Source organism: Neisseria sp. HMSC061B04, assembly GCF_001836705.1.
Taxonomy (GTDB): domain Bacteria; phylum Pseudomonadota; class Gammaproteobacteria; order Burkholderiales; family Neisseriaceae; genus Neisseria.
Genome location: NZ_KV830173.1, coordinates 30,825 through 55,227, shown reverse-complemented (window position 1 = coordinate 55,227; position 24,403 = coordinate 30,825). Strand labels below are relative to the sequence as shown.

Genomic DNA, 24,403 nt, shown 5'->3' with positions numbered 1-24,403 from the left:
CTTTGGGATAGTCCATGAGATCATTCGACGAATTAATCCAAACCCAAGACCCTGCGTGGCCATTGATTCAAGAGTGGATTGCAGAAGCGACAAACAGTATTGAAGTTCTGCCACGTACGCTTGAAAAGGCAAAGGAAGAACTTGTCAAAACCCAAGTAACGATACGTTCGTTTATGGGTGCTGTCGTTTATGAAACCGGCGGTATCCTTATCGATGACGGCTGGTTGCGGATACTGGGTTCTGGCAGCGCGAAGCTACCCCGTGGTTTGGGAAGTTGGAATCTGGGCCGCACACAATCCGAGCCAGCAGGCCCTGCTCCCTATTATCTGTTTGCCGATGATGCCGCGGGCGGCTATTTTGCGATTAATGGTGGGGGATTGAATGGCAAAGTAGGTAATGTTTTCTACCTGCCGCCGGATACCTTGGAATGGGAAGATTGCGGTAAAGGTTATGGTGACTTCTTAAATTGGGCATTGACCGGCGATTTGCAGTTGTTTTACGAAAACCTGCGTTGGGAAAATTGGCGCGAAGAAATCCGTGATTTGAATGGCGACAGCGTTTATACGTTCTTTCCGTTTTTATGGACTGAAGAAGGCAGCGATATAAACCAAGTCAGCCGTAAGCGTGTTCCCATAGCGGAACATTATGCTTCCACTTTGGATTTGCAAAACACAACTCCATAAAAAGCATTTTCAGACGGCCTTGTTGTTACAATTCAAATAAAGCATCCTTAAAAACGTATTAGTCTGAAGTTTAATTCTACCTAACCACACCATGATTACCGACACCATAAGCAATGCCACCCGCTATGCTGCCCTGCACCCCGACTTTGCTGAAGCCTTCTATCTGTTGCAAAACCTAGATTTTGCCAATCTGCCGGACGGCCAAGTGCCGTGCGAGAATCCCAATATCCGTATTTTTATCGGCAGCGAGCCGATGAGGACTCAAGGCGAAGCTCAGCCTGAAGCGCACTTAAAACACATTGATATTCAAACGCCGATTGATGGCAGCGAAACATATGGCTGGATAGACAGAGGCCGTCTGAAAAACGGTTTGGGCTACAAAGAAAAACGTGATATCGAATTTTTCGACTGCGAGCCGGAAACCTGGCTGACCTTGGAGCCCGGCGAATTTGCGCTATTTTTCCCGAATGATGCGCATGCCCCATTGGTCGGCGACAGAGCAAACATACGCAAAGTTGTTTTTAAAATCCGTGTTGAAACCGAACGCCTATAATCTTTCAGACGGCCTTATTTCCTTATCCAGGACACAATATGTCTTTTTTCAGCAGGTTGTTCCGCTCCAAACCTAAATTAATGACTTGGCAGGAATTTGTCGAATACTTTGCCCGTCGTATCCAAGAAGAATTGGATCTTGAGGCGAAAATCGACTGGGGCGAAAACATTGCTTCTTCGCCTATCATCGTCCAGTTGTCCGAAGATGATGAAGCATCGTTCAGCACATATTTGAGCAACCATTACACAAGTTATCTGCAGAATCCCGAGGCCTTGGAAGCTATTGTTGCTGCCAATTTAGCGGTTATCGATAAGATTCAGGACACTGATGCCAGTGTTTCAGCACAACAAATTCTTCCGACGATTAAAAATACGATTTATCTGGAAAACGTCAGACTGATTACAAATACGGACGAAGACGAGCCTGCCGATTACCTGGTATACAAACCGATTGCAGGCGATATCATGTTGCTTTATATGGTGGATACGGAAGAATCCATGCATACGCTCAATCGTGAGCATATGAAAGAGGCCGGTATTGAAGATGAAGACGCCTTGTATCGTACCGCCATGGATAATTTGCGCCAACGGATGAATGGACGTGTCCAAATTCATCATGCCGAAGGTTGGTCATTGACTCAAATCCATTTGGACAACGATTATGATGCTTCCCTGATTTTGCTTTTGGACGAAGTACTTAAAGACGATCCTATGCTGCCGGCCAACCCCGTTTTTGCAGTCCCGGCGCGCAACGCCCTACTCGTTTGCAGCCCGTCCGATGAAGAAGCTTTGCAGGCGATGGCGAATATTGCCCTGCAGGCATTTGAAGACTCTGCCTACGCAATTTCTACCCAGCTTTACCAGTACCATAATGGTACAATCAGCGTTTTCAGAGCAAATTGATTTAAGGCCGTCTGAAAAACAGACGACCTGCCCTTTACCTAAAACCTTCCCATAAGGAAACCCGAAATGACCAAACATATCGCTATCTTGCGCGGCGACGGCATCGGCCCTGAAATCGTTGCAGAAACCGTCCGTGTACTCGACAAACTTATCGAACAAGGTTTGGATGTCAGCTACGAATATGCGCCTTTGGGCGGCGAAGCCTATGACGAATACGGCCATCCTTATCCAGAATTCACGCAAAACCTTTGCCGTAAAGCCGATGCGGTTCTGCTTGGTGCAGTCGGTTCTCCTCAATACGACAATCTCGACCGTCCGCTGCGTCCTGAGCGCGGCTTGTTGGCTATCCGTAAGGACTTGAATCTGTTTGCCAACCTGCGCCCTGCCATCCTTTATCCCGAGCTGGCCAACGCTTCTACTCTGAAACCGGAAATCGTAGCCGGCCTCGACATCCTTATCGTACGCGAACTGACCGGCGATATTTACTTTGGCGAACCGCGCGGCATCCGTGTTTTGGAAAACGGCGAACGCGAAGGCTACAACACCATGAAATACAGCGAAAGCGAAATCCGCCGTATTGCCCACGTTGCCTTCCAATCCGCCCAAAAACGCAGCAAAAAAGTCTGCTCCGTAGGCAAAGCCAACGTTTTGGAAACCACCGAACTGTGGCGCGAAATCTTTGAAGAAGTCGGCAAGCAATATCCTGATGTCGAGCTTTCCCATATGTATGTCGACAATGCAGCCATGCAGTTGGTGCGCGCGCCTAAACAATTTGACGTGATTGCCACCGGCAACATCTTCGGTGATATCCTCTCTGATGAAGCTTCCATGCTGACCGGCTCCATCGGTATGCTGCCTTCTGCTTCTTTGGACGAAAACGGCAAAGGCCTGTACGAACCGTCTCACGGCTCCGCTCCTGACATTGCCGGTCAAAACAAAGCCAATCCGCTGGCGACCGTATTGTCTCTTGCCATGCTGCTGCGTTATAGCCTGAACGACGAAGCACGCGCGCAACAGGTTGAAAACGCCGTACAAAAAGTACTGCAACAAGGCTTGCGTACCGGCGACATTTACGAAGAAGGTACCAAACTGGTCTCCTGCTCAGAAATGGGCGATGCCGTATTGGCCGCTTTGTAAGAGGCCGTCTGAAAAAAGCGTGGGACCAATCCCATGCTTTTTTTATATGTAAAAACTCGGAAACATAAAAAAGGGCGTGTCTTTACACGCCCTTTCGTCTTATTTCAGACGGCCCTAAGATTGAAGCAATCAACCTTTTTTATGTTTGCCGCCAAAGCCGTCGTTAGCCTTACGTTTGCCTTTAAAACCTTCGCCGCCTTTTTTGAAACCATCAGACTTCTTGAAACCGTCTTTCTTAAAGCCTTCTTTCTTGAAACCGTCTTTTTTATGGCCTTCGCCGCGAGCTTTACCGCCGAAACCTTCTTTAGCCGGTTTCTTATCGCCGCGCCAGCCGCCTGATTTACGATCGCCCCAGCCGCCTTTGCCTTTCGGTTTGCCGCCGGCAGATTTGCGTTTGCGTGTCGGCTCCATGCCTTCAATGGTCAGCTCAGGTAATTTACGGCCGATGTATTTTTCGATTTTGTGTACTTTGACATATTCGTTCACTTCGGCAAAAGTAATCGCAATACCGGTACGGCCTGCGCGGCCGGTACGGCCGATGCGGTGAACGTAGTCTTCAGCCTGTTTCGGCAAGTCGTAGTTGATAACGTGGGTAATAGTCGGTACGTCGATACCTCGTGCGGCAACGTCGGTGGCAACCAAAATTTTGCAGCGGCCTTTGCGCAAGTCCATCAGCGTGCGGTTACGCCAGCCTTGCGGCATATCACCGTGCAGGCAGTTGGCGGCAAAACCTTTTTCGTACAATTCATCCGCGATGACTTCGGTCATGGCCTTGGTGGACGTGAAAATCACGCATTGGTCGATGTTGGCGTCGCGCAAGATGTGGTCGAGCAGACGGTTTTTATGGCGCATATCGTCGCAGTACAACAGCTGCTCTTCGATTTTGCCTTGATCATCCACACGCTCAACTTCGATGATTTCAGGATCTTTGGTCAGTTTGCGCGCCAGTTTGCCGACCGCGCCGTCCCAAGTGGCGGAGAACAACAAAGTCTGACGGTCGCTCGGCGTCGCTTCAACGATGGTTTCAATGTCATCGATAAAGCCCATGTCCAACATACGGTCGGCTTCGTCCAGAATCAGCACTTCCAAGCGGGCGAAATCGACTTTGCCGCTTTGCATCAAGTCCATCAGACGGCCCGGCGTGGCGACAATCAGGTCAACCGGTTTGCTCAGGGCGCGGGTTTGGTAGCCGAAAGATGCGCCGCCGACAATGCTGACGGTGCGGAACCAACGCATATTTTTGGCATACGCCAGCGCGTTTTTCTCGACTTGCGCCGCCAGTTCGCGGGTTGGGGTCAATACCAAAGCGCGCGGGCCTTTGCCCGGTTTTTCGCTGCGTTTGGTCAGTTTTTGCAAAGTCGGCAGCAAGAAGGCTGCGGTTTTGCCTGAACCAGTTTGTGCCGAAGCCATAATGTCGCGTCCGTCCAAAGCAAACGGAATCGCTTGCGCCTGAATCGGCGTCGGGCTTTCGTAACCCTCGCTGCGCACGGCGGACAAGATGTTTTTATCAAGGTTCAAATCGGCAAATTTAATAGACATGGCTATCCTAAAGAGACAACAACGCGCACGTCTGAACAGTTTCAGACGACCTGAAGCAAAGGAAAGTAACGATACGGGAAATGTGAAGTTACAGGGTTGTCGCAAGCATCTTGCTTGTGGTTAACATCGACGACAACCTGCACAGAAAAGGCTTTGCCAATAAGCAAGCAATAAAAGAAACGCGCCCGAAACGGCGGTTTAGGTTGGATGACGATGGCTTCGTATCAAAAGGCGAACGGCGGATAATATAGATTTTATGGATAACAGTCAAGCAAAAAGGCATCAAGTGCGTTAAAATCCAACCCCTTCCCAATACTTATTCAGGCCGTCTGAAACCATGACCGACATTACTCCCTTTGCCAACCGCTTGGGCAAAAACATCAAACATCTTATGAAATGGGCCAAACGCAACAATATCGAAGCCTGGCGCATTTACGACCGCGACATCCCCCAATTCCCCTTCGCCGTCGATGTTTACGGCGACCAAATCCACCTTCAGGAATACGATACTGGCTGGCTGATGCAGCCCGAAGAGTATGAAGCATGGCTTGCCGATGTATTGGAAGCCATCGGTTTTGTGACCGGTTTTTCTCCCGAACAAATCCACCTCAAGCGCCGCGAACGCCAAAAAGGTTTGCAACAATACGAGAAAACCGGCAAAACCGGCGATGATTTCGTCATCACGGAAAACAGCCGCAAGTTTTGGGTCAACCTCGACAAATACCTCGACACCGGCCTTTTCCTCGACCACCGCAACACACGCAAAAAAGTCGGCGAAACCGCAGCGGGCAAACGCTTCCTCAACCTGTTTTCCTACACCGGCAGCTTCACCGTCTATGCCGCCACCGGCGGCGCGGTATCCAGCGAAACCGTCGATTTATCCAACACTTATCTCGAGTGGGCAAAACGCAATTTTGAACTCAACGGCATCAGCCCCGAACAACACAAAATCGTCCGCGCCGATGTGTTCCAATATCTGCAAAATGCCACCGCCGAAGGCAAAAAGTTCGACCTGATCGTCATGGATCCGCCCAGCTTTTCCAACAGCAAAAAGATGCTCGACATCCTCGACATCCAGCGCGACCACCCAAAACTCATAGCCGGTGCGATGAGCCTGCTCGCTTCAGACGGCATTTTGTACTTCTCCAACAACTTGCGCAGCTTCGTCTTGGATGACTCGGTATCGGAGCAATACGCCGTCAAAGACATTTCCAAGCAGTCCGTTCCCGACGATTTCCGCAACAAAAAAATCCATCAATGCTGGGAAATCAAGCATAAATAAGCATCAGGCCGTCTGAAAGCCAGTTTTCAGACGGCCTGATTGCCATATTGAATCTCTCAATCAATAAGCGCATAATTGAAAAAATTGTTGACAATATCAAAAGGAAAAGAACATGCAAAACTACCTGACGCCCAATTTCTCATTCGCCCCCATGATTCCGGAACGCGCGCTCGGCAGCCGGGTTTGGGATACCGAAGGACGAGAATACATTGACCTGTCAGGCGGTATTGCAGTGAACGCACTGGGGCATTGCCATCCCGATTTAGTCGCAACCTTAACCGAACAATCGCAAAAACTCTGGCACATTTCTAATATCTACACCACCCAACCGGCGCAAGAATTGGCCAAAAAATTGGTCGAAAACACCTTCGCCGACAAAGTGTTTTTCTGCAATTCCGGCGCAGAGGCCAATGAAGCCGCTTTAAAACTGGCGCGCAAATACGGCCGCGATCATTTTGGCGAACACAAAACCGAAATCATCTCCTGCCTCAATAGCTTCCACGGTCGCACCCTGTTTACCGTATCCGTCGGCGGCCAGCCCAAATACAGCAAAGATTACGCGCCGCTGCCGTCAGATATTACCCATGTTCCATTTAATGATATTGCCGCATTGGAAACCGCCGTCGGCGACAAAACCTGCGCCGTGATTATCGAGCCGATTCAAGGCGAAAGCGGCATTCTGCCTGCCTCTCAAGAATACCTGCAAGCCGCACGCCGTTTGTGCGACAAACACGGCGCCTTGCTAATTTTGGACGAAGTGCAAACCGGCATGGGCCATACAGGCAAACTGTTTGCCTACGAGCATTACGGCATCATACCCGACATCATCAGCTCCGCCAAAGCCTTGGGTTGCGGTTTCCCCATCGGTGCGATTCTGACCACCGATAAAATCGCCCCGACCTTCGGGCCGGGGACGCACGGCTCGACTTTCGGCGGCAATCCGATGGCATGCGCGGTCGGCAGCCGTGCGTTTGACATCATCAATGCGCCTGGAACATTGACACACGTTCAGCAACAAGGCCAAAAACTTCAGACGGCCTTGCGTGAAATAGGCGTAAAAACCGGCGTATTTAAAGAAGTCCGCGGCATGGGCTTGCTGCTCGGCTGCGTGTTGGCAGACGAATACGCAGGCAAGGCTTCGGAAATTACCGCCGCCGCTTTGAAACACGGCCTGATGGTACTGGTTGCCGGAGCCAATGTGGTGCGTTTCGCCCCCAGCCTTCTGCTGAACGATGAAGACATGGCCGAAGGCTTGAAACGTTTTGAAGCGGCTTTGAACGAATGGTTGGCCTGATTTTCAAAGCCCAATAGCCAAATCAGCCGACAGCTTTTATTCCCTAATTGATGCCATATAATAAAGGCCGTCTGAAAGACCGTTTAAGTTTTTCAGACGGCCTTTTTCAATATTGAAAACAACATCCGCCTACATGCTTTGTCATTTGATGTTTGTTAAAAATCATACCGCCTCTTCGTGCTACGCTTGGCAAACAATTTGATTTTACGAAGAAAAGGAGCAGGAGATGGTATCGTTGAAAACCCAAATCGCCGGTTTTTCCTTTGACAACTGCCTGATGAATGCCGCTGGGGTGTCATGCATGACTGTTGAAGAATTGGAAGCGGTCAGACAGTCTTCGGCAGGCACTTTCATTACCAAGACCGCAACGCTTACCCCCCGTCAAGGAAACCCCGAGCCACGTTATCACGATGTTCCTCTCGGCAGCATCAATTCGATGGGCTTGCCAAACCAAGGCATTGATTACTATCTGGATTACCTGCTTACCCTTCAAGAGTCTCATCCCCAAAGGGCTTTTTTCCTCTCACTGGTCGGTATGTCGCCCGATGAAACGCACACGCTGTTGAAAAAAGTGCAAAACAGCGGATTCAACGGCATTACCGAACTCAATCTTTCCTGCCCAAACGTCCCCGGCAAGCCGCAAATCGCCTATGATTTTGAAACCACCGAACGGATTTTGAGCGAAGCCTTCAGCTACTTCGATAAACCTTTAGGCATCAAACTGCCGCCATATTTCGATATCGTCCATTTCGATCAAGCAGCGGAAGTGTTCAACCGCCATCCCCTAAAATTCGTCAACTGTGTCAACTCCATCGGCAACGGCATGTATATCGAAGACGAATCCGTCGTCATCCGCCCGAAAAACGGCTTCGGCGGCATAGGCGGCCAATATATCAAACCGACTGCGCTCGCCAATGTCCACGCGTTCTATCAAAGACTGGATCCGTCTATTCAAGTCATTGGAACAGGCGGCGTTTACAGCGGCCGGGATGCTTTTGAACACATCTTGTGCAGCGCAAGCATGGTACAGATCGGCACGGCGCTACACCAGCAAGGCGTAGGTATTTTTGAACGGGTTTCCCTTGAATTAAAAGCCATCATGGCGCAAAAAGGCTATGGAAAACTGGAAGACTTCAAAGGCAAATTGAAATATTTGGCATAAGGTTTACGCTAAAAAACGCCCAAGGCCGTCTGAAAATTTCAGACGGCCTTGTTGTATAATTGTTCCCCACATTACCCGTCTTCCCCCTTCAATGAAACTCAACCCCCAACAGCAAGCCGCAGTCCAATATCTTGGCGGCCCCCTGCTCGTCCTTGCCGGCGCAGGCAGCGGCAAAACCGGCGTTATTACGCAAAAAATCAAGCATTTGATTGTCAATGTCGGCTATCTGCCGCATACCGTCGCCGCGATTACCTTCACCAATAAAGCCGCTACGGAAATGCAGGAGCGCGTCGCCAAAATGCTGCCCAAATCGCAAACGCGCGGGCTGACGATTTGCACGTTCCACTCTTTGGGCATGAAGATTTTGCGCGAAGAGGCCAATCAAATCGGTTACAAAAAAAACTTTTCCATCCTCGACTCTACCGACAGCGCGAAAATCATCGGCGAACTCTTGGGCGGCACGGGCAAAGAAGCTGTATTCAAAGCGCAGCACCAGATTTCCCTGTGGAAAAACGATTTAAAAACGCCCGAAGACGTACTTCAGACGGCCTCCAATGTGTGGGAGCAACAAACAGCGCGCGTCTATGCGAGCTATCAGGAAACCCTGCAAAGCTATCAGGCGGTGGACTTCGACGACTTAATCCGTCTGCCCGCCGTGCTGTTGCAGCAAAACAGCGAAGTGCGCAACAAATGGCAGCGGCGGCTGCGTTATCTGTTGGTTGACGAATGTCAGGACACCAATACCTGCCAATTTACGCTGATGAAGCTCTTGACCGGCGCGGAAGGCATGTTTACCGCCGTCGGCGACGACGACCAGTCCATCTACGCTTGGCGCGGTGCGAACATGGAAAACCTGCGAAAAATGCAGGAAGACTATCCGCAGATGAAAGTCATCAAGCTGGAGCAAAACTACCGCTCCACCGCGCGGATTCTCAAAATCGCCAACAAAGTGATTGAAAACAACCCCAAGCTGTTCACGAAAAAACTTTGGTCGCAGTTTGGCGAAGGCGAAATCGTCAAAGTCGTTGCCTGTCAAAGTGAGCAGCACGAAGCCGACTGGGTTGTCAGCCAAATCGTCAAGCAGAAGCTGGTCGGCGGCGACAAAACCCAATACGCCGATTTCGCCGTGTTATACCGCGGCAACCATCAGGCGCGGATTTTTGAAGAAGCCCTGCGCAGCGCACGCGTTCCCTACCAGCTCTCCGGCGGACAAAGTTTTTTCGACAAAGCCGAAATCAAAGACGTTTTGTCCTATTTGCGCCTGCTTGCCAACCCCAACGACGATCCTGCCTTCTTGCGCGCCGTGACCACGCCCAAACGCGGCATCGGCGATGTAACGCTGGGCAAGCTCAACACCTACGCGCACGAACACGAATGCAGCCTGTATGAAGCCGCGCAAACCGAAGAAGCCCTTGCTTTGCTGAACAACACCAACCGCCAACACCTGCAAGCCTTCATGGACATGATTGAAAACTACCGCGCCAAAGCCGAAACCAGCGAAGCAGGCGAGCTTATTCATAACCTACTGAAAGAAATCGACTACGAAAACCACCTGCTTGCCAGTGAAGAAGGCAAAGCAGGCGAAATCAAATGGCGCAACGTTACCGACCTGACCGGCTGGCTGGAACGCAAAGGCGAGCAGGACGGCAAAAACATCATCGAACTTGCCCAAACCATCGCCTTAATGACGCTTTTAGAAGGTAAAGGCGAAGAAGAAGTCGATGCCGTCAAACTCTCGACACTGCACGCTTCCAAAGGTTTGGAATACCCCTACGTTTTCCTTGTCGGTTGCGAAGAAGGCATCTTGCCACACAACGACAGCATCGAAGAAGACAATGTCGAAGAAGAACGTCGTCTGATGTACGTCGGCATCACCCGCGCCAAACGCCAGCTTACACTGACCCACTGCCTCAAACGCAAAAAACAAGGCACATGGCAATTCCCCGAGCCCAGCCGCTTCATAGACGAAATGCCGCAGGAAGACATCAAGATTTTAGGACGCAAAGGCGGCGATCCGATTGTGAGCAAGGAAGAAGGCAAAAGTCATTTAGCAGGCTTGCTGGATATGCTGGGGAATAAAAAGAAAGGATAAGGCAAGGCCGTCTGAAAACAAGGTTTCAGACGGCCTTATTGTCAGCAAAAAATCACAAACAACCATCCAATAATCCTCACTTTACGTCGTCGCACCTATCCAACGCCATTTCGCCCAATCCTTCAAAAATAAATAAAAATAGCTGAATAATCAGATATAAAATAAACAAAAGGACGGAAAGACGGCTTCTTCCGTCTTCTGTTCACAAGTAAAAATTGTCAACATTTCAAGTATAAATTCACAAGCAAAATTGCATTTTTCAGGTATAATAATGGATTCCCCAACTGCATTTTGTGAGCTGAATCCATGTCTGTTGTTCTGCCCTTGCGCGGTGTAACCGCCCTTTCCGATTTCCGTGTTGAAAAACTCTTTCAAAAAGCAGCCGCACTCGGCCTGCCCGAAGTCAAATTAAGCAGCGAATTTTGGTATTTTGTCGGTAGCGAAAAAGCACTTGATGCCGCGACAGTCGAAAAACTGCAAGCCTTACTGGCGGCGCAAAGCGTTGAACAAACGCCCAAAGCGCGCGAGGGCTTGCATTTATTTTTGGTAACGCCCCGTTTGGGCACCATTTCGCCTTGGGCTTCCAAAGCAACCAATATCGCCGAAAACTGCGGTCTGGAAGGCATTGAGCGTATTGAACGCGGCATGGCCGTATGGTTGGAAGGTGCGCTTACCGACGGGCAAAAACAACAATGGGCAGCCCTGTTGCACGACCGCATGACCGAAAGCGTGTTGACTGACATCGATGCAGCGGCGCAACTGTTCCACCACATCCAATCGGAAACCTTCTCCAGCGTAGATGTTTTGGGCGGCGGTAAAGAGGCTTTGGTCAAAGCCAATACCGAAATGGGCTTGGCGCTTTCAGCCGACGAAATCGATTATCTGGTTGAAAACTATCAGGCTTTAAACCGCAATCCGTCCGATGTTGAATTGATGATGTTCGCTCAGGCAAACAGCGAACACTGCCGCCACAAAATCTTCAACGCCGACTTCATCCTCAATGGCGAAAAACAACCAAAATCGCTTTTCGGCATGATTCGTGACACGCACAACGCGCATCCCGAAGGCACGGTCGTTGCCTATAAAGACAATTCGTCCGTGATCGAAGGCGCGAAAATCGAGCGTTTCTATCCGAATGCGGCGGAAAACCAAGGCTATCGTTTCCACGAAGAAGACACGCATATCATCATGAAAGTGGAAACGCACAACCACCCGACCGCCATCGCTCCGTTTGCGGGCGCGGCAACGGGTGCGGGCGGCGAAATCCGTGATGAAGGCGCAACAGGCAAAGGTTCGCGTCCGAAAGCGGGCTTGACCGGATTTACCGTCTCCAACCTGAATATCCCGGGCCTGGAGCAGCCTTGGGAACAAGCCTACGGCAAACCCGGCCATATTGCTTCCCCTTTAGACATCATGATCGAAGGCCCGATCGGTGGCGCAGCGTTCAACAACGAATTCGGCCGCCCGAACCTCTTGGGCTACTTCCGCACTTTTGAAGAAAAATTTGACGGTCAGGTTCGCGGCTATCACAAACCGATTATGATTGCCGGCGGTTTGGGCAGCATTCAGGCACAACAAACACACAAAGACGAAATCCCCGAAGGCGCCTTGCTGATCCAACTGGGCGGCCCGGGCATGCTCATCGGCTTGGGCGGCGGCGCGGCTTCTTCGATGAATACCGGAACAAACGACGCGTCTTTGGACTTCAACTCCGTACAACGCGGCAACCCTGAAATCGAACGCCGTGCGCAAGAAGTGATCGACCGCTGCTGGCAGCTTGGCGACAAAAACCCGATTATCTCCATCCACGACGTCGGTGCGGGCGGTCTGTCCAACGCCTTCCCCGAACTCGTCAACGATGCCGGACGCGGCGCGGTATTCAAGTTGCGCGAAGTGCCGCTGGAAGAACACGGCCTCAACCCGCTGCAAATCTGGTGCAACGAATCGCAAGAGCGTTATGTGTTGTCGATTTTGGAAAAAGATTTGGACACCTTCCGCGCCATCTGCGAACGCGAACGCTGCCCGTTTGCCGTTGTCGGCACGGCAACCGACGACGGTCATTTGAAAGTGCGCGACGATTTGTTCTCCAACAATCCCGTCGATTTGCCGTTGAACGTTTTACTCGGCAAACCGCCCAAAACCACGCGTACCGACAAAACAGTTACGCCGTCTGAAAAACCATTTAACGCCGGCGATATCGACATTACCGAAGCCGCCTACCGCGTTTTGCGCCTGCCTACCGTAGCCGCCAAAAACTTCCTGATTACCATCGGCGACCGCAGCGTCGGCGGCATGACCCACCGCGACCAAATGGTCGGCAAATACCAAACCCCCGTAGCCGACTGCGCCGTTACCATGATGGGCTTCAACACCTATCGCGGCGAAGCAATGTCTATGGGCGAAAAACCGACCGTCGCCCTGTTTGACGCACCTGCCTCGGGCAGAATGTGCGTCGGCGAAGCCATCACCAACATCGCGGCGGTCAATATCGGCGACATCGGCAACATCAAGCTCTCCGCCAACTGGATGGCGGCGTGTGGCAACGAAGGCGAAGACGAAAAACTCTACCGCACCGTCGAAGCCGTCTCCCAAGCCTGTCAGGCATTGGATCTGAGCATCCCCGTAGGCAAAGACAGCCTGTCAATGAAAACCGTGTGGCAGGACGGCGAAGAGAAAAAATCTGTCGTCTCGCCGTTGAGCCTGATTATCTCCGCGTTCGCGCCAGTTCAAGACGTACGCAAAACCGTTACGCCCGTATTAAAAGACAATGCCAATTCATTCACTATTCTGCTGATGATTGACTTAGGCAACAACAAGTGCCGTATGGGTGGGTCTGCACTGGCTCAAGTGTATAACCGAAGCGGCGGCGAAGCACCTGATATTGATGCAGGCCATCTGAAAGCGTTTTATCAGTTAATTCAGCAACTCGTTCAAGAAGATAAGTTGCTGGCCTACCACGACCGCAGCGACGGCGGTTTGTTTGTGACTCTGGCAGAAATGGCATTTGCTTCTCGCCGTGGCATGAATCTCGACCTGCTGACAATGGTAAGTAAAAAAATTAACGTTCAAAACGAGTATTACTCGTCTCAAGAATGGCAAAAATTTGTCCTAACTACCCTGTTTAACGAAGAATTAGGAGCCGTTATTGCTGTTCACGCTGCCGACCACGAATATATTTTCAATTTGTGCGAGAAACTGAATCTCACGCTGCACTATTTGGGAGAGTTTGCCGACAGCGGCCATATGGTCATCAATGCAGGAGAAGAAATTTTCAATCAATCCCTTACCGACCTGCAACGCGCATGGCAGGAAACCAGCCACGCCATTCAACGTCTGCGCGACAACCCTGCCTGCGCCGACAGTGAGTTTGCCCTGATTGACGACAACGACCGCAGCGCATTGTTTGCCGACGTGAAGTTCGACGTGAACGAAGACATCGCCGCGCCTTTCGTCAACAGCGGCGCGAAACCCAAAATCGCCATTCTGCGCGAACAGGGCGTAAACGGACAAATCGAAATGGCCGCCGCCTTTACCCGCGCCGGATTCGATGCCTACGACGTGCATATGTCCGACCTGATGGCAGGCCGCGTCCACCTTGCCGACTTCAAAATGCTGGCGGCGTGCGGCGGCTTCAGCTACGGCGACGTACTCGGTGCGGGCGAAGGCTGGGCGAAATCCATCCTGTTCCACCCTGCTCTGCGTGACCAATTTGCCGCCTTCTTCGCCGACCCGAACACGCTGACACTGGGCGTGTGCAACGGCTGCCAAATGGTCAGCAACCTCGCCGAGATTATCCCGGGCGCAGAGGCATGGCCTAAATTCAAACGCAACTTAAGCGAACAGTTTGAAGCGCGCCTGAGCATGGTTCATGTCCCCAAATCAGCCTCCCTGATTCTGAACGAAATGCAAGGCTCCAGCCTGCCCGTCGTGGTCAGCCACGGCGAAGGCCGCGCCGACTTCGCGCTTCACGGCGGCAATATTTCCACCGATTTGGGCATTGCGCTGCAATATGTGGACGGTCAAAACCAAGTCACCCAAACCTACCCGCTCAACCCCAACGGCTCACCGCAAGGCATCGCCGGTGTGACCAACGCCGACGGCCGCGTCACCATCATGATGCCCCACCCCGAACGCGTGTACCGCGCCGCGCAAATGAGCTGGAAACCGGAAGACTGGACGGAACTCTCCGGCTGGTACCGCCTCTTCGCCGGAGCAAGGAAGGCTTTGGGTTAACCGGCAGGCTGATTTGATTCGGCTTTAAAGAAAAGGTCGTCTGAAAACGATTTAGCGGATTCTGCTATATCTGTTTTCAGACGACCTTTATATGTTCTTTTGCGTATAATACCGAACCAACCGCCGTCATTCCCGCGCAGGCGGAAATCCAGCCCCCTGCATTTCAGAAATACTCAAAGACTACTGTAAATTCAAGCTTCTGGATTCCCGCCTACGCGGGAATGACGGTCATAGGAAAATCAATGCATTACCCCAAATAATTAAATTAGAAAACTTAACTTTGATAGGAAGACTTAATGGCGAAAACAAAATATTCCGCACGGATCAATGGGGAACATATTGATGGGACAATAGAAATTATAAAAAGAATCGTCTTACATCTGCATGATATGGGCAAAACACAATTTAAGGTAAAAGATGTAGATGAACAGATTGAAGAACTAAAAAACCAATGGCAGATTACTCCTGACTATAATGATGATACACATGCTTCTTTGCATGTACTTAGTGTCAATTCAAACTCAAGGAAGCATTATCACGAATCAATGCACCAAGACTTTTTATGGTGGAAAAAAGGAGGAATATTTGAATTATACAAACCAACAAATTTTCAAATAAACTCAACCCAATCTTTGGAACAAGATCTCAGTAAACTCAAAGAACAATTAGCATCCGAAATTGAACCAGAAAAGCGAACCGAAATCGAAACCTTAATAAAAGCTCGTCAAGGGCAAGGCAGATTCCGGCAAAAACTACTCGAACTGTATCCGAGCTGTCCGCTAACAGGTCTAGATATCCAGCCTTTACTCATCGCCAGCCATATTAAACCTTGGAGTAAGTGCAACGATAAAGAGCGGTTAGATCCCTTCAACGGTCTGATGCTCGCACCCAATATCGACGCATTATTCGATAGCGGTCTGATTACGTTTGAGACCGACGGTACGATAAAAATCAGTCCAAAAATCGATCTGGAAAATCAAAAGCGGCTTGGAACTTTTCCCGATATGCAATTAAAAATCGAACCTGAAAGCGAAAAATATTTCGAGTATCACCGCAACCATGTTTTCCAAAAAGAAGAATAAATAGTGTTGAACAGTCCGTTGACTTAAGGTCGTCTGAAAACGATTTAGCGAACCCCGCTCTATCTGTTTTCAGACGACCTTTTGCGTCCTTTTGCGTATAAAAACCAAACCCGTCGCCGTCCTTCTGTATAATTCCCACTTTTAAACTATAATCGACATATTCAGACGGCCTTTCCCGACATTATGACTCGACAAGCCTTTATCCTCAGTGATTGCGAATTTCCCGAATGCGGCGAAAAGCCTTACGCCCTGTTGACCGCGAATCCGACTAAGGAACACCACTTCGTCGCCCAAACCGAGCAACGGCAGCACGCGCATAATCCGCAGGTCAGCCCGCAGAATCAGAATGTTTACAAGCTGCCCTTGTCCATGTTCCACACTGGCGAAAAAGCCCGCGGCAAAGAACAAAACCGCAGCGAAGCGATAAGCGTTAACATCATCGGCAATTTGGCGGCGAAAAACCTCTATACACTGACCTTTGTCGAAGACTCTGCCAACCAATACAATCTGGAAAGCTGGTTCAACCGTCATGAAAGCGGCTACGAAGAGGCCTGCAACCACCTGTGCACCTTACCTGCAGGCCGTCTGAAAACACCTACGGCAAATGCTGACACCGTCAAAGTACCGGATGCCTTGTGGCGGATATTGCGGCTGAAATTCCTCGGTATTCTGCGCAATCCGCACAACCATAAAAACCTGTTTGCCCACCGCCTGCACCAAACACTTCGGGCGCGGCTGCCGGAAGTCGGTTTTGAATTTGTCCGCTTGATCAGCAAACGCGACCCCAAGCGCATTGAAGCCATTATGCAGGACTACCGTTTCACTTTTCTCGGCTATGTCGATTGGCTGGGCGGGCTTTACGGTATGTTGAGCGAAGGCGTGGCGCAGCCGTCGTTGTTTGAACGGCTGTTTTGCAACATCTTTGCCGAACCTGAAGCCGTGAAAATCGAATTGTTCCGCTATCCGGAAAACACGGGGCTGTGCCTGTTTGGCGACAGCAGTTTCTGCCTGCAAGCCTCGGCCAAGCTATTGAGCGTCGGCGTCAATATTTCGCACGATATGTTTGCCATCGTCCATCTGCAAACCGACCGTTGGTACGCGTTTAAAAACACCTTTCATCACGACGCGCCCAAACTGCAAGGCCAAGTGCGGATTATCGACGGCGACCAAACCCAAAGATTGCTGTTCAACCGACTGAGCATCCAGCAAGCCCATGAAGCCGTGTTCGGCCAAAGCCCGAATATCAAAGATTATTTAGAGGCCGTCTGAAACCCCAAACCAGAAGAAAGCATATGAAAATCACACCAATCCAAGCCCTAAACGACAACTACATCTGGATGATTCAAGAAGGCAACCATGTCGTCTGCGTTGATCCGTCCGATGCCACGCCGGTCTTAAAATTCCTTGTTCACAACCACTTGATGCTGGCGCAAACATGGATTACCCATCCCCATCATGACCATATCGGCGGCGCGAAAGCGCTGCACAACGGCTTCTTAGAATCCCCAATCTATGGCGAAAGCGACATCGACGTGGCGACGCATACCGTCACAGCAGGCACGCAGTTCCCGTTTGGCGAAGGCTTGGTTACCGTTTGGGCAACCCCCGGCCATACCGACCGCCACATCAGCTATCTGCTGGAAAATTCAGACGGCCTGCATGTTTTCTGCGGCGATACCTTGTTCTCCGCCGGTTGCGGCCGCGTATTTACCGGCACAATCGAGCAACTTTACGACAGCTTCCACCGATTCAACCAACTGCCCGAAGAAACGCTGTTTTATCCGGCGCACGAATATACCGCCTCCAACCTGCGCTTTGCCCAGCATATCGAGCCGGACAACGCCGATATTCAGACGGCCTTGGCCGCAGCCGAACACACGCCGACACTGCCTGTCAGCCTAGCGCACGAACGCAAAGTCAATCCGTTTTTCCGCGCAGACCTGCCCCAAGTTCAGGCACGCGCCGAAGAATTGAGCGGACGAAAATTAAACAGCGAACTCGAAGTCTTCGCCGCTTTGCGTGAATTGAAAAATCAATTTTGATTGGGCTTAGTCCCCAAAGAATAAGGCCGTCTGAATAAGCGTGAAACCATGAATCACGCCTGTTCAGACGGCCTTAAAGCCTTCATCAATATCATAACCATAAAAGCATAAGCCTACGGCTGCTTTTTATGTTTCACACATTCCGCAGCATATTGCTCGCCCCAACGGTGCATGGCTTCGATCACAGGCATCAGCGTCCGTCCAAACTCAGTCAACGAATATTCTACCTTCGGCGGCACCTGCGGATACACTTCCCGATGAACGATACCGTCGTTTTCCAATTCGCGCAGCTGCAGCGTCAACATCCGCTGGGTAATACCCGCAAGCAAACGCTGCAATTCATTGAAACGTCGGGTTTCTTCATTTAAATAATATAAAATCAATACCTTCCACTTGCCACCGATAATATCCAAAGTATTGACAACCGGACAGCAAGAGCCGTGTGCGTGTTCTGTTTCCGACATACAAAATCTCCAAACCACAGTATAAAAAATGTGCGTACTTGTTACAAAGTTTGTACCCCCTATAATACAAGCACTCTGTAACAAAAGGCCATCTGAAAGACTTCAGATGGCCATAAAAAGAAGGAACTTTATCATGCGCAACATCAAACAAATCTACCGAGCCGACAGCCAACGCTGGGTAGGCAATGGATTCCTCGTGCAACCTTTGTTCTCCCACATGGCTGACGACCGTGGCACCAATCCATTCCTGATGTTGGACTATGCCGCACCGTATGAATTTGCACCCAACGAAACGCACGGTCCGCGCGGTGTCGGACAGCATCCGCACAAAGGCTTTGAAACCGTTACCATCGCCTACCACGGCGAAGTAGCACACCGCGACTCCAGCGGCGGAGGTGGCATTATTTACGAAGGCGACGTGCAATGGATGACCGCGGGTTCAGGCATTATTCATGAAGAATTCCACTCTGAAAACTTCAGCAAAAAAGGCGGACTGTTTGAAATGGTCCAACTTTGGGTCAACCTGCCCGCCAAAGACAAAAATACTCCGCCACGCTATCAACATCTTGCCAAAGCGAATATTCCCGTCGTCGAATTTCCAGACGAAGCCGGCTACTTACGTCTGATTGCAGGCGAACATGACGGCGTAAAAGGCGCGGCGGACACGTTCACCGAAATGAATGTTTGGGATATTGTGCTTCATGCCGATAAAGAAGCCGAATTGGCAGTACCCGACAATCACAATCTGTCTATGGTTGTCCTGCGCGGAGCGGTGACGTTTAATGGCAAAGAACAGGCGACAGCCGGAGAATTGGTCAATTTTGAGCAAACCGGCGGTAAAGTTCGCGCGAAAGCCGGTAGCGAAGAAGCCAAAATCTTGCTGCTTTCCGGCGTTCCGATTGATGAACCCGTAGTCGGCTACGGCCCATTTGTGATGAATACTGCCGAAGAAATCCGACAAGCCATCAGCGATTTCAAAAGCGGCAAATTCGGCCGTATTGATTAAGGCATTTGCTTAAACTTGCTGATTGATTTCATTGTATGCGTTAACCAAGCTCATCCGTGCAAAAAGGCCGTCTGAACAATATCCGTTCAGACGGCCTTTATTATTTAGGGATTATTCCCACTCAATCGTGGCAGGCGGTTTGCCGCTGACATCATAAACCACGCGGTTAATGCCTTTGACTTCGTTGATGATGCGGTTGGACACGCGGCCAAGCAGCGAGTATGGCAGCTCTGCCCAGTGCGCAGTCATAAAGTCGCTGGTAATCACGGCACGCAAGGCTACGACGTAGTCGTAAGTACGGCCGTCGCCCATTACGCCGACGGATTTCACAGGCAGGAATACGGCAAAGGCTTGGCTGGTCAGGTCGTACCAAGATGTGCCGTTTTCGTCGGTGGTGTTGCGCAATTCTTGAATGAAAATATCGTCTGCTTGACGGAGCAAGTCGGCATATTCTTTTTTCACTTCGCCCAAGATACGCACGCCCAAACCCGGGCCTGGGAACGGATGACGGTACACCATTTCGCGTGGCAAGCCCAAAGCGACACCCAATTCGCGTACTTCGTCTTTGAACAAGTCGCGCAACGGCTCAAGCAATTTGAGCTTCATGTTTTCGGGCAGGCCGCCGACGTTGTGATGCGATTTGATGGCGTGGGCTTTTTTGGTTTTCGCGCCTGCGGATTCGATTACGTCAGGGTAAATCGTACCTTGCGCCAACCATTTAGCGTTGGTGAGTTTTTTCTCTTCAGCGTCAAAGACTTCGATAAATTCCGCACCGATGATTTTGCGTTTTTTCTCCGGATCGGTCACACCGGCAAGTTTCGCCAAAAACTGCTCTTCGGCATCAACGTGAATCACGCGTACGCCCAAGTTGCGGGCAAACATATCCATCACCATTTTGCCTTCGTTCAGGCGCAACAGACCGTGGTCAACAAACACGCAGGTCAGTTGGTCGCCGATGGCACGGTGAATCAGCGCGGCCGCTACGGAAGAGTCCACGCCGCCGGACAAACCCAAAATCACTTCGTCGTTGCCGACTTGTTCGCGGATTTTGGCAACGGCTTCTTCGATGTAGTTCGGCATGGTCCAGCTGGGTTGTGCGCTGCAAATATCCAAGACAAAGCGGTTCAACAGCGCGCGGCCTTGTTTGGTGTGGGTCACTTCAGGGTGGAATTGGATGCCGTAGAATTGTTTCTCAGCGTTTTCCATCATGGCAATCGGGCAAGACGGGGTGTCGCCGATAACAGAGAAGCCGGTAGGCAGTTTGGAAACTTTATCGCCATGGCTCATCCAAACGTCGAGCGTATTAGGCGCATCATCTTGAATGCCGCGTGTCAGCTCGCTGTCGATGGTTTTCACTTGCGCATAACCGAATTCGCGTTGGTTGCCCGGGCTAACTTCGCCGCCCAAGTGGTGCGCCATAAATTGCATACCGTAGCAGATGCCCAAAACTGGAATGCCTAAATCAAAAATACCGGTATCGGCTTGATAATCGGATTCGTAAACGGAATTGGGACCGCCGGAGAGGATGATGCCTTTCGGATTGAAGGCTTTGATTTCGTCCAGAGGCATGTCGAAAGAATGCAGTTCGCAGTAAACGTGGGCTTCGCGCACGCGGCGGGCGATCAGCTGGGTAACTTGCGAGCCGAAGTCGAGGATGAGGATTTTGTCTTGGGTCATGGCTGAAACTTTGCAAAATGTAAGAAAACGGTGCGGCCGGGAGGGTAAATTTCAAATTTAAACCACAATAAAAAAGGCCATCTGAATCGGCGGATTATACCATTGTTCAGACGGCCTTTATAGGGCAAAACCCAAATCTCTCATCTTTCTATTTTGCGTGTTTCTCAGGAATCATATCACTGCGCGAGAGCAACAGCAGACAACCCAACACCACCATGCCGATGGCCAATAACGGCGAGAGGTAAATCCAGTAGCTCATGTGCAGATAAATGGCTGTACCGATATAAACCAGCATCGGGCCGGAAACGATGGACTGTTTGTTGATGCCGTCCATAATCAACACGGCAATGCCCAAAATAATTAATGCGCCGGCAATCATTGTCGATGTCGCAGGCAAAATATCCGTGGCGCGTAAAAACCAAACTGCGCCAAAGATAATCAAAAATAAAGGCAGAAAAAGTGAAGGACGGGACATAACAACGCTCCGTAAAGGTTTCAGACGGCCTGTATTATTGGGTGCGCCGATCATACAGACAAGATATAAAAATGCAATCTTGTGTGTAATTATGCAAAGGTTGGCACAACAAAAAGGCCGTCTGAACAACGGCAAACCGAAATCAAATATTTCAATTTATCCTGCTCCAGACGGCCTTTCAAATCATCAGGCTTTGCCGGTGCTGCCGAATCCGCCTTCACCGCGCTCGCTGGCGGCAAACTCGTCCACAACCTTAAACGCAGCTTGGACAACCGGCACAATCACCATTTGCGCGATACGCTCCATCGGCTCGATGGTAAACGCTTCTTTACCACGGTTCCACAAAGAAACCTTTAATTCGCCTTGATAATCCGAGTCAATCAAACCGACCAAATTACCCAAAACAATACCGTGTTTATGACCCAAACCGGAACGCGGCAACAAAACGGCTGCATACGCAGGGTTGGCCAAATGCACCGCCAAACCGGTCGGCACGAGATACACATCACCCGGCTGCAACACAACGGCTTCATCCAGGCAGGCACGCAAGTCCAAACCGGCAGAACCAGGCGTTGCATAAGCAGGCAGGGAATCGGCCATTTTTGGATTTAAGATTTTCAGTTCGACTTCAGTTTGCATGACAGGACTCCGTATTGTTCTATATTGGAAAGGGCTACGATTATACACAAATGCCCTTGAGGCCGTCTGAAAAAACGGAGTATGATTCAGTCAAACCAAAGGAGAAAATCATGGATTTACACAATATCCGCGAAGACTACAGCAAACGCGAGTTATCGGAAGCCGAATGCCATGCTGACCCGATTGTCCAATTCGAGCAATGGCTGAACGAAGCGATTCACGCCGAAGTCAATGAGCCGACCGCGGTCAACGTTGCCGCCGTAGGCGAAGACGGCAGGCCCAACAGCCGCATGGTACTACTGAAAGAAGTCAACCCCAAAGGCTTTGTTTTCTTTACCAATTACCACAGCCGCAAAGGCCGCTCCTATACGGCACACCCTTTTGCCGCCATGACTTTTTTCTGGCCGGAACTCGAGCGCCAAGTGCGCATTGAAGGACGCATCGAAAAACTCGACGACGACGCTTCGGACGAATATTTTGAAAGCCGCCCCTACACCAGCCGTATCGGCGCATGGGCAAGCGAACAAAGCGAAGTGATTTCCAGCAAAGCCGTTTTGGTGGCCAAAGCCGCAGCCGTCGGTGTCAAACATCCCCTGCATGTTCCCCGCCCGCCGCATTGGGGCGGATACCTCGTTATTCCCGACCGCATCGAATTCTGGCAAGGCCGCCCCAGCCGCCTGCATGACCGCATTCAATACCGCCTGGTTGACGGCAACTGGATACGCGAACGCCTTTCGCCATAATTTTCGGATTTTCAAACAAAAAATTACTGGTTGAGTTACAATACAGCCTTTCATCGGCAGGCCGTCTGAATCTGATTTTCAGACGGCCTTTTCCCCCAATCCAACCCCTGCCGCAACTGCCGCAGAAGAACCGCTTTTTCAAGCGAGTTAGGAAAAATCATGTCCAAACAGCCTTCCAGCAAACGCCAATGGCGCGACGGCGTATCATCTGCCGCCAAGAAACCTTCCAAACCGGCCAAATCCTTTGCCAATAAAAAACGTCCAGACGACGAACGCAAAACATCAGGCAAACCTTACGGCCAAAAAGTTTCAGACGGCCCTAAAGCTCAAAATACCGCGCCAAAACAACGTGCCGCCAAAGCCAGAAAACTCGTCGTCCGCAATCCCAACCAAAAAATCATGGAACACGCGCGCGATTTGAAAGAACGCCGCAGCGACTTGTCGCGCATGGAACCCGAACGCCTGCAAAAAGTGCTTGCCGCGTCCGGCGTCGGCTCACGCCGCGAAATGGAAGAATGGATTAACAACGGCTGGGTAACGGTCAACGGCAAAACCGCGCAACTGGGCGACAAAGTCACCCCCGACGACCACGTTACCGTCAAAGGCAGCATCATCAAACTCAAATGGGCGGACCGCCTGCCGCGTATCATCCTGTATTATAAACAAGAAGGCGAAATCGTTTCCCGCGACGACCCGCAAGGCCGCGTCAGCATCTTCGACCGCCTGCCGCAGGCCGCCAGCAGCCGCTGGGTCGCCATCGGACGCTTGGACATCAACACCAGCGGCCTGCTCATCCTGACCACCTCCGGCGAACTCGTCCAACGTTTCGCCCACCCCAGCTTCGAAGTCGAACGCGAATACGCCGTGCGCGTACTGGGCGGGCTGACCACCGAACAAATGCGCAGCCTCACCGAAGAAGGCGTGATGCTCGAAGACGGCTTGGCAAAAGTCGAACGCATCTACGAACAAGGCGGCGAAGGCGCGAACAAATGGTACAACGTCGTGATTAAAGAAGGCCGCAACCGCGAAGTGCGCCGCATATTCGAAAGCCAAGGCCTCACCGTCAGCCGCCTCGTGCGCGTCGGCTTCGGCCCCATCGGCCTGCCCAACCGCCTCAAACGCGGACAGTTCTACGAACTCAACCCCGCCGAAGTCGCCAACATCATCAAATGGGCGGACATGCTGCTGCCGGGCGAACGTCGCCGGAAGAAAAGTTAATGTAAGATAAATCAGGGCTGAGACCTTTACAAAATCGTCTCAGCCCGACAAAATCTTGCCCAAGTCATAAACATAGTGGGTTAAGTTTAGACCAGTACCGCGTTGCTCCGCCTTGTCCTGATTTAAACTTAACCCACTCTTCACACATTATAGTGGATTAAATTTAAATCAGGACAAGGC

20 protein-coding genes are annotated in these 24,403 nt (G+C 50.9%); 15 read left to right on the top strand and 5 right to left on the bottom strand.

Features of this window, described 5'->3' with window-relative positions; genetic code table 11:
- The first annotated feature begins 14 nt into the window (after positions 1–14).
- The 4 genes from HMPREF2661_RS01135 to leuB all read left to right on the top strand — a co-directional run bounded on the left by HMPREF2661_RS01135 (position 15) and on the right by leuB (position 3,275).
- The gene (locus tag HMPREF2661_RS01135; RefSeq protein ID WP_070822132.1) at positions 15–683 is read left to right on the top strand and encodes a DUF2625 domain-containing protein; all 669 of its coding nucleotides are present in this window, start codon (positions 15–17) and stop codon (positions 681–683) included.
- Between the two features lie 91 nt (positions 684–774).
- Positions 775–1,236, top strand: a complete 462-nt coding sequence (locus tag HMPREF2661_RS01130; protein ID WP_049349469.1) for a NanQ anomerase/TabA/YiaL family protein — start codon at positions 775–777, stop codon at positions 1,234–1,236.
- A 38-nt stretch (positions 1,237–1,274) separates the two neighbouring features.
- The gene (locus HMPREF2661_RS01125; protein ID WP_070822131.1) at positions 1,275–2,138 is read left to right on the top strand and encodes a DUF1444 family protein; all 864 of its coding nucleotides are present in this window, start codon (positions 1,275–1,277) and stop codon (positions 2,136–2,138) included.
- A 66-nt stretch (positions 2,139–2,204) separates the two neighbouring features.
- A complete protein-coding gene (gene leuB, locus HMPREF2661_RS01120) occupies positions 2,205–3,275 on the top strand; it encodes a 3-isopropylmalate dehydrogenase (RefSeq protein ID WP_049349474.1) in 1,071 nt (356 codons plus the stop codon).
- Between the two features lie 129 nt (positions 3,276–3,404).
- Here leuB and HMPREF2661_RS01115 read toward each other — a convergent pair whose 3' ends face one another.
- Positions 3,405–4,814, bottom strand: a complete 1,410-nt coding sequence (locus HMPREF2661_RS01115) for a DEAD/DEAH box helicase (RefSeq protein ID WP_070822130.1) — start codon at positions 4,812–4,814, stop codon at positions 3,405–3,407.
- Positions 4,815–5,151: 337 nt separating this feature from the next.
- Between HMPREF2661_RS01115 and HMPREF2661_RS01110 the strand changes: the two genes are divergently transcribed.
- The 8 genes from HMPREF2661_RS01110 (at position 5,152) to gloB (ending at position 18,001) form a co-directional block, all read left to right on the top strand.
- A complete protein-coding gene (locus HMPREF2661_RS01110; protein ID WP_070822129.1) occupies positions 5,152–6,096 on the top strand; it encodes a class I SAM-dependent methyltransferase in 945 nt (314 codons plus the stop codon).
- A gap of 112 nt (positions 6,097–6,208) precedes the next feature.
- On the top strand, positions 6,209–7,390 hold the full coding sequence (locus HMPREF2661_RS01105; RefSeq protein WP_070822128.1) for an acetylornithine/succinyldiaminopimelate transaminase: 1,182 nt from the start codon (positions 6,209–6,211) through the stop codon (positions 7,388–7,390).
- A 226-nt stretch (positions 7,391–7,616) separates the two neighbouring features.
- On the top strand, positions 7,617–8,552 hold the full coding sequence (locus HMPREF2661_RS01100; RefSeq protein ID WP_070822127.1) for a dihydroorotate oxidase: 936 nt from the start codon (positions 7,617–7,619) through the stop codon (positions 8,550–8,552).
- 91 nt (positions 8,553–8,643) lie between these two features.
- On the top strand, positions 8,644–10,644 hold the full coding sequence (gene rep / locus HMPREF2661_RS01095; RefSeq protein WP_070822126.1) for a DNA helicase Rep: 2,001 nt from the start codon (positions 8,644–8,646) through the stop codon (positions 10,642–10,644).
- Between the two features lie 306 nt (positions 10,645–10,950).
- On the top strand, positions 10,951–14,877 hold the full coding sequence (gene purL, locus HMPREF2661_RS01090; RefSeq protein ID WP_070822125.1) for a phosphoribosylformylglycinamidine synthase: 3,927 nt from the start codon (positions 10,951–10,953) through the stop codon (positions 14,875–14,877).
- A gap of 296 nt (positions 14,878–15,173) precedes the next feature.
- Positions 15,174–15,959, top strand: a complete 786-nt coding sequence (locus HMPREF2661_RS11720) for an HNH endonuclease (protein WP_084824293.1) — start codon at positions 15,174–15,176, stop codon at positions 15,957–15,959.
- A gap of 183 nt (positions 15,960–16,142) precedes the next feature.
- Positions 16,143–17,228: a hypothetical protein gene (locus tag HMPREF2661_RS01080; RefSeq protein ID WP_070822124.1), complete on the top strand. Its 1,086-nt coding sequence runs from the start codon at positions 16,143–16,145 to the stop codon at positions 17,226–17,228.
- A 23-nt stretch (positions 17,229–17,251) separates the two neighbouring features.
- Positions 17,252–18,001: a hydroxyacylglutathione hydrolase gene (gloB, locus tag HMPREF2661_RS01075; RefSeq protein ID WP_070822123.1), complete on the top strand. Its 750-nt coding sequence runs from the start codon at positions 17,252–17,254 to the stop codon at positions 17,999–18,001.
- A 113-nt stretch (positions 18,002–18,114) separates the two neighbouring features.
- Here gloB and HMPREF2661_RS01070 read toward each other — a convergent pair whose 3' ends face one another.
- Positions 18,115–18,465 carry a winged helix-turn-helix transcriptional regulator gene (locus HMPREF2661_RS01070; RefSeq protein ID WP_070822122.1) on the bottom strand — a complete coding sequence of 117 codons (351 nt, stop codon included), beginning with the start codon at positions 18,463–18,465 and terminating at the stop codon, positions 18,115–18,117.
- A 133-nt stretch (positions 18,466–18,598) separates the two neighbouring features.
- Here HMPREF2661_RS01070 and HMPREF2661_RS01065 point away from each other — a divergent pair, with 133 nt between their 5' ends.
- The gene (locus tag HMPREF2661_RS01065) at positions 18,599–19,471 is read left to right on the top strand and encodes a pirin family protein (protein ID WP_070822121.1); all 873 of its coding nucleotides are present in this window, start codon (positions 18,599–18,601) and stop codon (positions 19,469–19,471) included.
- Between the two features lie 111 nt (positions 19,472–19,582).
- Here the strand turns inward: HMPREF2661_RS01065 and guaA are convergent, their stop codons facing one another.
- The 3 genes from guaA to dut all read right to left on the bottom strand — a co-directional run bounded on the left by guaA (position 19,583) and on the right by dut (position 22,262).
- Positions 19,583–21,148 carry a glutamine-hydrolyzing GMP synthase gene (gene guaA / locus HMPREF2661_RS01060; protein ID WP_070822120.1) on the bottom strand — a complete coding sequence of 522 codons (1,566 nt, stop codon included), beginning with the start codon at positions 21,146–21,148 and terminating at the stop codon, positions 19,583–19,585.
- Between the two features lie 148 nt (positions 21,149–21,296).
- Positions 21,297–21,623: a hypothetical protein gene (locus HMPREF2661_RS01055; protein ID WP_070822119.1), complete on the bottom strand. Its 327-nt coding sequence runs from the start codon at positions 21,621–21,623 to the stop codon at positions 21,297–21,299.
- Positions 21,624–21,809: 186 nt separating this feature from the next.
- Positions 21,810–22,262, bottom strand: coding sequence for a dUTP diphosphatase (gene dut / locus HMPREF2661_RS01050; protein ID WP_003680707.1), 453 nt, complete (start codon positions 22,260–22,262; stop codon positions 21,810–21,812).
- Between the two features lie 110 nt (positions 22,263–22,372).
- Between dut and pdxH the strand changes: the two genes are divergently transcribed.
- Both pdxH and HMPREF2661_RS01040 read left to right on the top strand, forming a co-directional pair.
- Positions 22,373–23,005 carry a pyridoxamine 5'-phosphate oxidase gene (gene pdxH, locus HMPREF2661_RS01045; RefSeq protein WP_070822118.1) on the top strand — a complete coding sequence of 211 codons (633 nt, stop codon included), beginning with the start codon at positions 22,373–22,375 and terminating at the stop codon, positions 23,003–23,005.
- Positions 23,006–23,164: 159 nt separating this feature from the next.
- The gene (locus HMPREF2661_RS01040) at positions 23,165–24,223 is read left to right on the top strand and encodes a pseudouridine synthase (protein ID WP_070822117.1); all 1,059 of its coding nucleotides are present in this window, start codon (positions 23,165–23,167) and stop codon (positions 24,221–24,223) included.
- The last annotated feature ends 180 nt before the right edge of the window (positions 24,224–24,403 follow it).

What these genes read in the sequence shown, in the direction of transcription:
- HMPREF2661_RS01135 (WP_070822132.1), top strand. Translation starts at nt 15, where the DNA reads ATGAGATCATTCGACGAATTAATCCAAACCCAAGACCCTGCGTGGCCA.
- HMPREF2661_RS01130 (WP_049349469.1), top strand. Translation starts at nt 775, where the DNA reads ATGATTACCGACACCATAAGCAATGCCACCCGCTATGCTGCCCTGCAC.
- HMPREF2661_RS01125 (WP_070822131.1), top strand. Translation starts at nt 1,275, where the DNA reads ATGTCTTTTTTCAGCAGGTTGTTCCGCTCCAAACCTAAATTAATGACT.
- leuB (WP_049349474.1), top strand. Translation starts at nt 2,205, where the DNA reads ATGACCAAACATATCGCTATCTTGCGCGGCGACGGCATCGGCCCTGAA.
- HMPREF2661_RS01115 (WP_070822130.1), bottom strand. Translation starts at nt 4,814, where the DNA reads ATGTCTATTAAATTTGCCGATTTGAACCTTGATAAAAACATCTTGTCC.
- HMPREF2661_RS01110 (WP_070822129.1), top strand. Translation starts at nt 5,152, where the DNA reads ATGACCGACATTACTCCCTTTGCCAACCGCTTGGGCAAAAACATCAAA.
- HMPREF2661_RS01105 (WP_070822128.1), top strand. Translation starts at nt 6,209, where the DNA reads ATGCAAAACTACCTGACGCCCAATTTCTCATTCGCCCCCATGATTCCG.
- HMPREF2661_RS01100 (WP_070822127.1), top strand. Translation starts at nt 7,617, where the DNA reads ATGGTATCGTTGAAAACCCAAATCGCCGGTTTTTCCTTTGACAACTGC.
- rep (WP_070822126.1), top strand. Translation starts at nt 8,644, where the DNA reads ATGAAACTCAACCCCCAACAGCAAGCCGCAGTCCAATATCTTGGCGGC.
- purL (WP_070822125.1), top strand. Translation starts at nt 10,951, where the DNA reads ATGTCTGTTGTTCTGCCCTTGCGCGGTGTAACCGCCCTTTCCGATTTC.
- HMPREF2661_RS11720 (WP_084824293.1), top strand. Translation starts at nt 15,174, where the DNA reads ATGGCGAAAACAAAATATTCCGCACGGATCAATGGGGAACATATTGAT.
- HMPREF2661_RS01080 (WP_070822124.1), top strand. Translation starts at nt 16,143, where the DNA reads ATGACTCGACAAGCCTTTATCCTCAGTGATTGCGAATTTCCCGAATGC.
- gloB (WP_070822123.1), top strand. Translation starts at nt 17,252, where the DNA reads ATGAAAATCACACCAATCCAAGCCCTAAACGACAACTACATCTGGATG.
- HMPREF2661_RS01070 (WP_070822122.1), bottom strand. Translation starts at nt 18,465, where the DNA reads ATGTCGGAAACAGAACACGCACACGGCTCTTGCTGTCCGGTTGTCAAT.
- HMPREF2661_RS01065 (WP_070822121.1), top strand. Translation starts at nt 18,599, where the DNA reads ATGCGCAACATCAAACAAATCTACCGAGCCGACAGCCAACGCTGGGTA.
- guaA (WP_070822120.1), bottom strand. Translation starts at nt 21,148, where the DNA reads ATGACCCAAGACAAAATCCTCATCCTCGACTTCGGCTCGCAAGTTACC.
- HMPREF2661_RS01055 (WP_070822119.1), bottom strand. Translation starts at nt 21,623, where the DNA reads ATGTCCCGTCCTTCACTTTTTCTGCCTTTATTTTTGATTATCTTTGGC.
- dut (WP_003680707.1), bottom strand. Translation starts at nt 22,262, where the DNA reads ATGCAAACTGAAGTCGAACTGAAAATCTTAAATCCAAAAATGGCCGAT.
- pdxH (WP_070822118.1), top strand. Translation starts at nt 22,373, where the DNA reads ATGGATTTACACAATATCCGCGAAGACTACAGCAAACGCGAGTTATCG.
- HMPREF2661_RS01040 (WP_070822117.1), top strand. Translation starts at nt 23,165, where the DNA reads ATGTCCAAACAGCCTTCCAGCAAACGCCAATGGCGCGACGGCGTATCA.